The 12,265-nt window shown below is 52.2% G+C and carries 12 protein-coding genes; 4 read left to right on the plus strand and 8 right to left on the minus strand.

What is annotated here, in order from left to right:
* Positions 1-510 precede the first annotated feature (510 nt).
* Complete coding sequence (locus NIG5292_RS15065) at positions 511-681, plus strand: hypothetical protein (RefSeq protein ID WP_177193448.1); 171 nt, start codon at positions 511-513, stop codon at positions 679-681.
* A gap of 307 nt (positions 682-988) precedes the next feature.
* Here NIG5292_RS15065 and NIG5292_RS13080 read toward each other — a convergent pair whose 3' ends face one another.
* The 6 genes from NIG5292_RS13080 to NIG5292_RS13105 form a co-directional block, all read right to left on the minus strand.
* The gene (locus NIG5292_RS13080) at positions 989-1,924 is read right to left on the minus strand and encodes a sugar kinase (protein ID WP_048599992.1); all 936 of its coding nucleotides are present in this window, start codon (positions 1,922-1,924) and stop codon (positions 989-991) included.
* Between the two features lie 2 nt (positions 1,925-1,926).
* Positions 1,927-3,012 carry an L-idonate 5-dehydrogenase gene (locus NIG5292_RS13085; protein WP_233486374.1) on the minus strand — a complete coding sequence of 362 codons (1,086 nt, stop codon included), beginning with the start codon at positions 3,010-3,012 and terminating at the stop codon, positions 1,927-1,929.
* On the minus strand, positions 2,985-4,262 hold the full coding sequence (locus tag NIG5292_RS13090) for a TRAP transporter large permease (RefSeq protein WP_048599994.1): 1,278 nt from the start codon (positions 4,260-4,262) through the stop codon (positions 2,985-2,987). The genes NIG5292_RS13085 and NIG5292_RS13090 overlap by 28 nt, the downstream gene beginning before the upstream one ends.
* Positions 4,262-4,723: a TRAP transporter small permease gene (locus NIG5292_RS13095; protein ID WP_233488232.1), complete on the minus strand. Its 462-nt coding sequence runs from the start codon at positions 4,721-4,723 to the stop codon at positions 4,262-4,264. Before NIG5292_RS13095 ends, NIG5292_RS13090 begins: the two co-directional genes overlap by 1 nt.
* Positions 4,724-4,831: 108 nt before the next feature.
* Positions 4,832-5,785 (minus strand): TRAP transporter substrate-binding protein, encoded by a 954-nt coding sequence (locus tag NIG5292_RS13100; RefSeq protein WP_233486377.1) that lies wholly within the window; start codon positions 5,783-5,785, stop codon positions 4,832-4,834.
* Between the two features lie 13 nt (positions 5,786-5,798).
* Positions 5,799-6,539 (minus strand): GntR family transcriptional regulator, encoded by a 741-nt coding sequence (locus NIG5292_RS13105; RefSeq protein WP_048599996.1) that lies wholly within the window; start codon positions 6,537-6,539, stop codon positions 5,799-5,801.
* A gap of 126 nt (positions 6,540-6,665) precedes the next feature.
* On the opposite strand from NIG5292_RS13105, the gene uxuA reads away from it, so the two are divergent.
* From uxuA to NIG5292_RS13120, 3 genes are read left to right on the plus strand one after another with little or no spacing between them, the layout of a single operon-like run.
* Positions 6,666-7,871 carry a mannonate dehydratase gene (uxuA, locus tag NIG5292_RS13110; protein ID WP_048599997.1) on the plus strand — a complete coding sequence of 402 codons (1,206 nt, stop codon included), beginning with the start codon at positions 6,666-6,668 and terminating at the stop codon, positions 7,869-7,871.
* A 2-nt stretch (positions 7,872-7,873) separates the two neighbouring features.
* Positions 7,874-9,340: a mannitol dehydrogenase family protein gene (locus NIG5292_RS13115; RefSeq protein WP_048599998.1), complete on the plus strand. Its 1,467-nt coding sequence runs from the start codon at positions 7,874-7,876 to the stop codon at positions 9,338-9,340.
* Positions 9,341-9,396: 56 nt separating this feature from the next.
* A complete protein-coding gene (locus tag NIG5292_RS13120) occupies positions 9,397-10,455 on the plus strand; it encodes an Ldh family oxidoreductase (RefSeq protein WP_048599999.1) in 1,059 nt (352 codons plus the stop codon).
* A gap of 622 nt (positions 10,456-11,077) precedes the next feature.
* Here the strand turns inward: NIG5292_RS13120 and NIG5292_RS13125 are convergent.
* Together NIG5292_RS13125 and NIG5292_RS13130 are read right to left on the minus strand one after the other, a co-directional pair.
* Entirely contained in the window at positions 11,078-11,440 is a 363-nt protein-coding gene (locus NIG5292_RS13125; RefSeq protein ID WP_048600000.1) for a hypothetical protein, read from the minus strand.
* A 154-nt stretch (positions 11,441-11,594) separates the two neighbouring features.
* Entirely contained in the window at positions 11,595-11,921 is a 327-nt protein-coding gene (locus NIG5292_RS13130; RefSeq protein ID WP_074842152.1) for a DUF6626 family protein, read from the minus strand.
* Positions 11,922-12,265: the final 344 nt, after the last annotated feature.

Consider the following 12,265-nt stretch of genomic DNA (forward strand, 5'->3'; position numbering starts at 1 on the left):
ACTTATTTAAGAACGTTGCGGCTTGTCGCGCCAACATCCGCTAAGTGTCAAAAACCGAGTAGAGCCTGACACTCACTGTCCCGAACTATGTTACGACAAAACTCCGCCAACACAGTGTTCGCAGCACAGCACTAGCCAACACTGTGTTCAACACCGTGATTCAGCAGTCGAAATAGCGAGTAACACGGCAAAAAGTGTGTGTTTGGTGTGTTTTTGAAAAACACTACTTAAGCGTGCATGGAGCTGATTTAAGTTATTGATATTGCTTGATAAATGGTGCCCGGGGGCGGAATCGAACCACCGACACGAGGATTTTCAATGTAGGTGGTGTAATTTATACATTTATAAACAGTGGCTTGCGTGTCAATATTTTTGGTGTGCGTGTAAGTGTGTTTTTAGTGTCATTTTAAGGGTAGGGCAGAAACACTGTGTTGGACACGGTAATCGAAAGATTTCAGTGCTAACACACTGTTCAACACTCCAAAAGACGCAAGACTGGACAGGAACTAAATGAAGTGGACGTTCGCTTGGACTATTGTTTATGGCCGGAGTGCGGACAAAACCGACCTTGGATTTCCAACCTTCGCTGATGCAGCATCTGTTCGCAGCCGCGACAAGGCTTTTGTTGCGACGCAGCGCATGTCACCGAACCGGTCGTTCACGAGCATCAAACTGGCCTGAACCGAGACCGCACCTTCACGTCGTTGCGTCGTAACCGGCCGGTGATGTCGCATCATGCCCATGTCAAACCTCGTTACTGTCCATTATCTTTAACTGGGCAGTATCTGGTCATAGCGACCTTCGGCAGAGCGGGGACACCGGACGGTTACAGTAAGCCCACGAAACCTGAATTCGTTCTTGTGACATGAGAGGGCCCTATGGTCCGATGCTGTAATGCGCATGCAGGACAGATTTAGAAGAGGGAAATCGCTTATGCCTCCGGTCGTCACCGACGTTACTCTGCATTCAACCCGTGATGGTTTTCTGTTTAGACCCCATCAGCATTCGGGCGGTCGGCGTTTACGGGAAGGATAGCGCCTTTGTGCATGACAATGCGGCACGCCAGTTCATGACCTTTGGTCAGTGCGTTTTCCTGTGTTGAGCCACGGAGTATCGCTGCGAGGTATCCGCCGTTGAATCCATCGCCTGCCGCGGTGGTATCGACGACATCCGATGCCCGGTCAAAAGTGACTTCAGCGCAATTCTTGTTGATTGAAAAAGGGCCCAGTGCGCCACGTTTGAGAGCGCCGAAACAGTTCTGATATGATGAAAAACGATCTAGAACTTCAGCTTCCGTGGTTTCCTCAAAAAGCGACATTTCATCGTCGACAGACGGTAATGCAATGTCGCAGATTTTCCAGGCGGATTGAACCGTTTTCCGTGCAACTTCGGCACATTCCCAAAGGTTTGGCCGATAGTTTGAATCGAACACGAACTTACCACCGGTCTGCGTGAACGCCTTGATCCTTTCCAAAAGCGTGCAGCGTGTTGCAGCGGGCAGGATCGCAAGTGTAATTCCGGAAAGATAGATGACATCAAGGCCATCAAGGACGGCAAAGCGGTCTTCATCGCCCCTCTGGAACATCTGTCTCGCGGCGGAGTTCTCGCGCCAATAATGAAAGCTCCTCTCGCCGGAACTGTCCGTCGTAATAGCGTAGGCTCCGGGCAGAAACCCGGGGAGCTGCCCCAACCGATCTGTCTCCAGCCCCTGTGAAGCAATGAATTTGGCCATGTCTTCTGAGATTTGATCTGCGCCCAGTAGGGAAACAAAGCTAACGCTGTGATTCACAGGCAGAGATCGTCGCAGATAGATGGCGGTGTTCAGCACATCGCCCGCGACACCGATTTGTGTCGTTCCGGGAATAGCAGATGGCGATAGTTCCACCATCGCCTCTCCGACGCAACCAATTCTCAAATTACCCATCGTCAATCTTCCGCGGCAAAGGCGACATGCACTTTCACCGATTTGGTGCGGTCGCTGGCGGTTGCATATGCTTCTTCAATGTCAGCAGGGTCGTATGTGTGGCTAACCAGCGGACCGAGGTCAATTTCGCCAGAGTTGATCACAGCAACCGCCTGAGCGAACTCTTCGTGAAATCGATGGGTTCCTGCGACCTTGATCTCTTTGCTGACAATTAGATTGATGGGAACAGATGCATCTCCTGTTACACCGACCATCACCATTGTTCCTCGTGGGCGCAGTGCCGTTAGAGCGCTTTTGATCGCAGGCGGGGCGGCAGAGCACTCGAACACGACGTCAAACAGGCCCTTGTCGAACTGCCACTTGCCCAAACCATCGGGCGCTCTGCGGACATTGACAGTGTCGGTTGCTCCCATCTGCCGAGCAACGGCCAACGGGGCATCTTCAAGATCTGTAACAACAATCTCGGATGCCCCGCCGTGCTTCGCCACCGCTGCACAAAGAATGCCAATCGGTCCAGAACCGGTCACAAGGACTCGAAGCCCGGTAAGATCAGGCGCTTGCGCCCGGGCATGCAAGCAAACCGACAAGGGTTCTGTGCAGGCTGCGGCACTGGGGCTTACTTCTGATGAAAATCTGTGCGTTTGTACTGCTGGCAACACAAGCGTGCCACGGAAAAAACCATTCTCATGGGGATCACGGTAAGCTGAGCCGGAAAACTGCATTTCCAGGCAGTGCACAAGTTCTCCGCGTTCGCAGAATTTGCATGTCATGCAGGGCCTGGAGGGGTTCAGAGCAACCAAATCACCGACCTTGACATTATCCACTCCCGGCCCGACTTCGGCAATGCGACCCGACGCCTCATGCCCGACAGTAATGGGATGTCTAACCCGGATCGGTCCAAAGCCACCTTCATGGTAATAATGCAAATCCGATCCGCATATGCCGCCAGTAACACTCGAAACCCTGACAGCACCAGTCGTCAGATCATCCACCTCTTCCTTTTCCAGGCGAACGTCGTGTTTTCCATGAAGTTTACAAACAGTCGTTTTCATAAGATTTCCTAATCGAATACCAAGCCCGGCAGCCATGTAGCAAATGCCGGAATGAATGAAACAAGCAGCAAAACGATGATGTTGCAAAGGAGAAATGGCAAGATTGCGATGACGACAGGAGTGAGCGGCAGCCGGGCAATCCCAGAGCAAACGAATAGGCAAACACCAACAGGCGGGGTCGTAAGCCCAATCATCAGATTCAAAACAGCAAATATTGCAAAGTGAAGCGGTTCAATCTCCGCGGCCTGAGCAAGAGAAAGCAAAGGCACAAACAAAATGATGAGCGCTGCGATTGTTTCCATGAACATGCCAACGATCAGCAACACGACATTGATCATTAGGATAATCAAAATGCGGCTATCTGTCACTGACAACACGGCGTTGACAATCGCTTGTGGAATTTGCTCCGAAACCAGAATCCAGCCAAAGACATTTGCAAAACCGACCAAAGCGAGGATTGAGGCGGCTGAAACACCGCTTTCGACGACGATGCGAGGAATGGCAGAGAAACGCAACTCGCCATATATGAATACCCCTACGACCAATGCATATACACAGGCGACAATCGCCGTTTCTGTCGGAGTAGCGATCCCACTAAGAAGGCCAAAAAGAATGAGGCCGGTCATTGCGATTGCCCAAAATGCCTTTCCAAATGAGCGAAGCAACTGGCCAAACCCTCTCCATTCTTCCCGGGGGAAGTTGCGGCGTTTTGCAATGATGTAGCAGGTAATCATCATCGCGAGCCCCATCATGATGCCAGGAATGGCGCCAGCCAAGAACATCTGCCCGACCGAGATTCCTGAAAGAGCTCCGACAATAATCATTGGCACACTCGGCGGAATTATGGGACCAACCGTCGATGAAGCGGCCGTTACAGCAGCGGAGAAGTCCGCCGGATAGCCAGCCTTCTTCATTCCGGGGATCATCACGCCACCAATTGAAGCTGCATCGGCTACGGCGGTACCTGTTATGCCGCCAAAGAGCATTGATGCGCCAATATTCGTAAGCCCCAGTCCGCCACGTATCCATCCAACCAGCGCATTGGCAAACTGAATGATCCGTTCGGTAATTCCGCCGTTGTTCATCAGGTTTCCGGCCAAAATGAACCCGGGAATGCTGAGAAGTACAAAGACGTCCATCCCGGCGAAAATCTTTTGCGACATGACCACAATGGGGATGCCAGTCAGCAACAGGTAGGCCAATGATGACAGCCCGAGCGAAATGGCGACTGGTACGCCTACGATGAGACAGATCAAGAAGACAGCAAAAAGAACGGCGACTTCCATTATTCAGACCCTCCAGCGACAGATCGGTAGTCGAGCTTAAGAATGTCCATCATGGTACGAAGGACGGCGAACGCCAGCAACAAGCCCATCATGGCGAGGATTGCGAAGTGTGCGAATGTCATTTGAAGTCCCAATGCCGGAGATATCTGTAAGCCACCGATTTGGAAGAATTTCCACGCGCCGGGTAGCAGTGCGATTGCCAAGATGGCTGTCAAAATTGAAGAGGCAATTCTGAAATATCTGGGAAACTCTCCGGGGAGGAAGTCGCAAACAATATCCACATTTACCAAATCGCCGGTCATGAGGCCGAAACCGGCGCCTAACGCAGCAAGATAAATTAGCGCAAATCGCGTCAATTCTTCGGTCCAAACAGGCGAGCTTCCAACGCTTCTGCCTAAGACTTGCGTAAGAACCGCAAGGGCAAGGACCGCAAAGGCGATAAAGATACAAATCCGAGACATGGCTGAAAACATGTGGAAAAGACTAACGATTATCCTTGGCATGAGCACCCCTCGGAAGTTGAAAGTCTTGCCGCCCATGACGGGCGGCAAGATCAAACGTTTAGCAGTTTATTGAGAGTCAAACAGCGATTCTACGATTGGTTTAACTTCGTCGTTCACATTGGCCAGCACAGCATCCTTTGCTGCGGCAGCAAATGCGGCACCATCCACATCGGTGAATGTCATGCCCTTCGATTCCAGGTAAGCACGATCTTCGGCAAGGCTGGCTTCCAGCAGACCACGTTCATACTCCTGTGCTGTCGCCGCCGCAGCCATGACATGCGACTGATCTTCGGCACTCAGTTTCTGCCATGTGGATTCTGCCATGGTCAGATAAATCCAGGAGCGAACATGCTCAGTCAGGTTTACGTGTGTTTGAACTTCATTAAAATTGGCTGATCTGATCAGTGCGAGTGGGTTTTCCTGAGCACCGATGGTTCCGTTTTGCAAAGATGTAAACACCTCGGAAAACGCCATCGGGGATGGGCTTGCGCCAAGGGCACTCCAGACGTCAACGAAGAGCGGTACATTCGGAACACGCATTTTCAAGCCATCCAGCTCAGAAGGGGAGGTGATCGCGCGGTTGGACGTCAGGTTACGGGGTCCGCGCGCAAAATATGCGATTGGCCTGATCTTTGCGCGCTCAATGATTTGCGCCTCGATGTCATTGCCGATTTCGCCGCCTGCAACTTCATCCATATGATCCAGAGAAGAATAGGCATAGGGCACGGCCAGAAGCGCGGCCATCGGTGCCCAATTTTGAAGGCTTTCGCCGGTAATTGTCATGTCAACGGTGCCAAGCTGCATGCCGTTGATCATATCGATTTCTTTGCCCAGAGACTCGTTGGGGAACACTTCAACGGCGATACGTCCGTCGGTCAGTGTATTGAGCTCTTCGCCAAATTTGACAGCCGCGAGATGCCAGGCATTTTGCTCATTTGCAAGGTGGCCAAGCTTCAGTGTCATGTCCTGCCCGAACGCAGGGGAAAATCCCAAAGTTGCTAGCAGGGTACCCGCCACCATCGATTTGAGTTTGTTAGTCATCGTTCTTCTCCCTTTTTGGTAGTAGTTTTGAGCTTTCGAGCCCGGTGATATTTTCGAAATGCTCAGGATTCTGCTGAACGATCTCCGGTAGCGTCCTAAGCATTTCATTGAGGTGATTTCGCATTGCAAGGTTGGCACCTCCCTGATTGCCAACTGCGATCTTTTCCACGATGTCTGCATGTTGCTCGATGAGCGCTTCAATCGGGAAAATTCCATAACTCAAGACCCGCACCCGGTCCATTTGACCATTGATTTCGTCAATGTACTTCCAGGCGACACCTTTGCCGGCCGCCTCCATAAGGATGCGGTGGAAGTCCTGATCAGCCCTATAGAACGCTTGAGGATCACCCTTTCGGATCGAACGCTGCCTTTTCAGCTCCGCCCTCAGGTCCTTGACAAGCGAAGGATCAGGATCCTCTGCCAGGGTGCTGACGATATCTGCCTCGACAGCTTCACGCACGAAGCGCAATTGCAGGACTGTCTCGACATCTATTTCGCGCACCAATGTGCTTCTTTGGGGGCGGATCATTACAAAACCTTCACCAGCCAGTTTTATGAACGCTTCGCGTACAGGCTGACGGCTGACACCCAACTCCTTTGCAATTTCCCCTTCGGACAGTTTGTGGCCCGGCGGCAAGTCGTTGTTCACAATCCGGTGGCGAAGCAACTTCCAGACCTGCGGCGAAATCGTCGCGGTCGGGTCTATCGATTTTTGCAGATCATGTTTGTTCATGGTTCAGCTCCCTTTTCCTGCATAACGGTTGCCTACCATACTAGTCAACTCCTTATTGACGCCGCGTCTCCGCGCTACTATTACGGTCCCATAAGAACGGCAATTTTTGAATGCGAGAAGTCCAATATGTACGAGACATGGCGATGGTTCGGCCCGAAGGATCAAGTAGACCTTCAGGACATAGTTCAGTCGGGAGCCAGCGGAATCGTGACCGCTCTACACCATATTCCACCGGGAGAGGTTTGGACTGCAGATGAAATAGGTCACCGCAAGTCACTGATTCGCACCTCAGGGATGGCGCTTCACAGTCCGTTGAATTGGTCTGTCGTTGAAAGCCTTCCCGTATCCGAGAATATCAAGCGCCAGTCAGAAGATTGGCGCTCGCATGTCGAAAATTACAAGACGAGTCTTGTCAATCTGTCCGAAGCTGGAATCGACATCGTCTGCTATAATTTCATGCCAATCCTTGACTGGACCCGTACCGATCTCGCCTATCAGCTTCCGAATCAAGCCACTTGCATGCGCTTCGATCTAGTTGATTTTATTATGTTTGACGTTTTCCTTCTTAAGCGCCCCGGTGCCCAAGAGGATTTTGATGAGCCCCTTGTCGAAAAAGCGCGCGCCAGGTTTTCGGCGTGTGATGGCGCGTATAAAAAACGGCTGACAAATAACGTGATCAGCGGTTTGCCGGGCGGGGCCGATACGATGACGATGGATCAGATCTCAGATCATCTTAACCTTTACGCGGATATCGATGAAGATCAGCTCGTTCGGAACCAGACCGACTTTCTCGAAATCATCGCTCCGCATGCAGAGAAGCTGGGGCTCAGACTGTGCTGCCACCCAGATGATCCACCGATACGCTTGCTGGGGTTGCCACGGATCATGTCAACGGAAGCCGACTATCAACGGCTCATTTCTACGGTCGACATTCCCGCCAATGGCATAACGTTCTGTACTGGCTCACTGGGCACACGCGCCGATAATGATCTTCCGACGATGATGCGACGACTGGGTGATCGGGTGCATTTCATTCATCTGCGTAATGTCGTTCGCGAACACAAACAGACTTTTGGCTCTTTTCATGAATCCGAACATTTGTCAGGCGATGTTGATATGGCGGCGGTCGTGTCAGCAATCGTTGATGAGGAAACACGACGCAAAAGCCTCGGTAGGAGTGATCACTCCATTCCGTTCCGTCCAGATCACGGGCAGGACATTCTTGATGATCTCAATCGAAAATCACAACCGGGTTATCCGGCGATCGGCCGTTTGAAAGGTCTCGCCGAGCTGCGCGGGCTCATCGCCGGGCTAGAATACAAGGCCGCCTGATTATGCACTCCTCTTCACTCGGCAAGGCCGTGCAGTTGAATGACAAAATGTTGCCTTACGAACCGGAGCAAATCGGGGTGGGCATAGTTCATATCGGGCTTGGTGCCTTTCATCGCGCGCATCAGGCTTGGTATACACATAATGCACTTTCCAAAAGCAATGGGGACTGGCGAATAACTGCGGTTAGCATGCGATCGCAGGCGCTCGCGCATTCACTTGAAGCCCAGGACGGGCTCTATTTTCTTGAAGAATGCGACGCCGAAGGGGCCACAAATACGCTTGTTGGCAGCATCGCTCACTCGTATTCCTTACGGGATAAGCGTCGCCAGATCGTAGAGGCGTTGGCGCATCCTGATTGCAAAATAATCACTCTGACCGTCACCGAGAAAGCATATCATTACGATCCAGAAGCGCAGGGTATCGTTCTGGACCACCCCGACATACAAGAGGATCTGGAAGAGCTGAGCGCTGCGAACACGGTGCCCGGACTGCTCGTTCATACGATGAACCTCAGGCGGCAGACAGGCAAGCCGGGCTTGACCATTCTCTGCTGTGACAACCTTCCGCATAACGGCCGCGTGGTTCGTGCTGTCACATTGACGATGGCAGAGGCTGTCGATCCGGAGCTGGCGGCATGGATTGAGATCAATGTCGCCTTCCCATCCAGCATGGTGGACCGGATTACACCCGCCGTCACCGAAGAATTTGCTCGGAACATCGAAGTTCAAACGGGCTATTCGGACAAATGCGCAGTCCGCACAGAGCGTTTTTCGCAATGGGTCATCGAGGATGACTTTCCTCGCGGCCGCCCCGCGTGGGAGCGCGCAGGTGCTGTCATGACAAGCAATGTCGGACCCTATGAAGAAATGAAGCTTCGCATGTTAAACGGGTCTCATTCTCTTCTGGCCTATGCGGGCTTTGTATCAGAGCACCCCACGATCAAATCTTGTATGGAAAATCCGGTTCTGCGTGCGCTTCTTCGCCGTCATCTCCGCTCTACCGCCGCGACTTTGAAACCGCTCCCTGATTTCGACTACGACGACTATGCAGAGGCGCTCATAGATCGCTTTGATAATCCGAATATCGCCCACTCGACATTTCAAATTGCCATGGATGGAAGTCAGAAGATGCGACAACGGATATTCACCCCTACTAAGGCGCTGGCGCAGCGTGGCATGGCCTACGATACTTACGCTTTCGCGACCGCAGCTTGGCTTCGTTATACGTCCGGCAAGACCGAGTCGGGGGATATTTATCGCCTTCAGGACCCGCTGGAAAAGGCGCTCATCAGCTCATGGACGGGAACCACAACACCGCAAGAGGTGCTGGCCGCTATCGGGCGAATTGATGGCCTGATACCCCAGACATTAGCGGGCGACCCACGATGGAAAGCGCGCGTCACGAGCCATCTGGGCGCAATACAATCGGATGGAATGATCAAGGCGGCGCAGGCCCTCCTGGACGGGTGAGCCGCAATCAGCCATCTACGTGTCACTTTGAGAAACAGAACTTGCCGGAGGCAAACATGACAACCCAATACGAAACGTTAGTCTCAGAAACCGACCTCAGGGCGCTCTGTCTGAAGATGATGGAACTGGCTAAGCTGGACTCCAAAGGCGCTAGAGCAACGGCAGATGTACTGGTGACAACGGACATGTGGGGTGTTCATACGCATGGAACACGGCAGCTCCCTAAACTCCTGGAAAATTTCGAGACCGGAAAAATGGACCTGAATGCGACCGCCTCTGTCATCGATGAAGGTCCGACATGGGCGTCTATCGACGGCAAAAGAGCAATGGCATTCCAAACGGCAATCGACGGCATGGAGATGGCCATCAATAAAGCACGCGATGCCGGGACCGCCACTGTAACTGCTCGGAATATTGGGCATTTTGGTGCCGCGGGCTATTTTGCAGTCATGGCTGCGGAAGCAGGAATGATCGGTATTGCGATGTGCAATGTGGATCCATGCATAGCCGTACCGGGCACAAAAGGACCAGTTCTGGGCACCAACCCGTTCGCTTATGGAATTCCAACTTCGGGCAGACCTGTATTTTTCGATATCGCGACATCAGCCGTCGCTGCGACCAAGGTGTTTCGCGCCAAGGCAAGGGGTGAAACAATACCCGACGGCTGGCTTGTGGATAAGGATGGAGTCCCGACCAACGATCCTTCACACTACCCCGAAGAAGGAGCCCTGCTGCCTTTCGCAGCGCATAAAGGCTACGGCTTCGCCTTCCTGATCGAAGCTTTATGTGCCGGTCTCAGCGGCGGCCCCACGCCGGATAAAGTCAACTGTTGGGTGTCATCAACACCTGAACCGGTCAATCAGTCCTTCACCTTTATTGCAATTAATCCCGACACCTTCGCCGCGGGAAGAAATTTTTTGAATTATATGGACGGGCTGACAGCTCACGTCCAAAGCGCTGACAAAGCCGTGAATGCGGATCACATTTACCTACCCGGTGAAATCGAGTGGCGGAAATACCAAATTGCCCAACAGCAGGGGATTGCACTTCCTGCGGACGTCGCCGATGTCTTGCGGTCAGCGGCCGCAAAATACGGTGTCGATTTCCCTGTATGAAACGGGAATAGAGAAGGCAACCGGTCGGGACCGTTAAGCAATCTTGATGCCAAACTGGCAATTGCCGCACAGAACAAAGCATTCATTGGGTTCAGTTAGGAGACGACCACCAAATAAATGAACTCGCTGCTTCAGTGAATGCCCAGCCTACCGGAATACGCCGCAATATTGCCTCGAGCATTGCAGACCTTGGTCCAAACGCGGCGGATTCACCCTTTGTCCGCGACTTGATCCTTAGCCGCTATATCTATGCTGCGGGTTGTGCGAATGGCTGTTTCTTACGCCGTATTGCACATCAAAATCTTCGCTAATGCAGCACAATCCACGCTGCGAGCGCACGCTGCACAAATTCGACTCTTCCGCAGTGGGCTCTTTCTCTCCGTTCGCTGCGTCTTGGACCAACGGCTGCTGTGCAAAAGTCTCAGTAGTAACCTTTTAAGGCATACCTGTCAGCCTAAGGGTCAATAGAATTTTGCAGTACTTCGTTACGACCCTTTTTGCATTAAAAGCGTTCAAAAAGCAGCGTAACGCAGTAACCCTAGTTGCTCGCTACACTGACAGGAAAGCAGCATACCCTGGGCCCTACAGCCTGCGCACAGACGCTGTGTGACACCCACAATGTTCAGTTGCTTGATATTGGTCCCTGCGCGCCTTGCGGCTTAAGTCTGTCGTAGTCCGCCTGAGATGTTGCACTTGCTACAGCGGAAGGCATGCCGCCACCTGCAGAGTCTGGCCCCGCCTGTTGTGGTTTGGCCGCATTGGGCTTTGGAACAGGCGGAGCTGCAATGGCTTTGCCAATACGTGATTTGGGTTTGCTCTTTGCCTTTACCTTTCCACCTTTGAGGCGCGTCTCTAGCTTGTTGGCCAAGAAGCTTGTGGTGTTGGCAAAAGTCTTAATGTCCTCAATGGCTTGATCCAGTTTTACGCTGCTGGATGCCTTCTCGATCACATCTATCAGTTGGCGTAGTTCCTCGCGGTCAGTCATGTATGGCCCCCAGTTAAAGAGAGTGGGGTTAGTAAAAGGCCACCCAGACTTGACAAGTACTTCCCTGTAAAAAACCGCAGCGCAGATTTTTGAGGCTGCAGGGGGAATTTCGGATAAGATACGTCATAAGTGACGCTGCAATGATTAAACCGCATTATAGCGCCATCCGTTCCGGAGCACGCCACACGGCTTCTGCTTGCGTAGCTATGGCCCTGTCACAAAGTGCCTTAAGGTTTGCCAAACGCTCACCCCATGCTTGATGATCTTGCTGATCACTAGCCGCCAATCGCGCTGCATAATACCCAAGCTTACTTGAGCAGATGCTCAGCGTGCCCACACTAGGTTCGGTGTTGTGATAGCGTAGCACGCGGATATAGCCCTCACTGCGCCCCAGCCAGCTGTGACAGAACTCTGGTGTGTTCTGCACAATGCCCGTTGCGATCAATTCATCGCGCATGTGTTCTAATAGTCTTATGCTCATCCAATTCTCCCAGTGTTTTGGTCTCGCAAGTATTTATCAAAACACGGTCGTGCTGGAGTAACACGAGGGCGGATAGTGTCGCTCAGCAAACAAGCCAGAAGCTGTGTTGCGAAAACTTCTTGCGATGCTTTGGTGCAATACTGTGTTGTGGGAATTTCTCAGGAGACTGTGGTGCAACCACAGTGTTGCAACCACAAACCTACAACACAGTGGTTCCAACACAATTGTGTGTGCCTGTTGTTGGGGGCACAGCATAACCCGTTTCTGCCCCGTTTTGCGCCTTCGTTGATAAATAAACATGGAGGACCGCAATGGAATTTGAGCAACGCAAACAAGAACGACGT

Source organism: Nereida ignava (assembly GCF_001049735.1).
GTDB classification, from domain to species: domain Bacteria; phylum Pseudomonadota; class Alphaproteobacteria; order Rhodobacterales; family Rhodobacteraceae; genus Nereida; species Nereida ignava.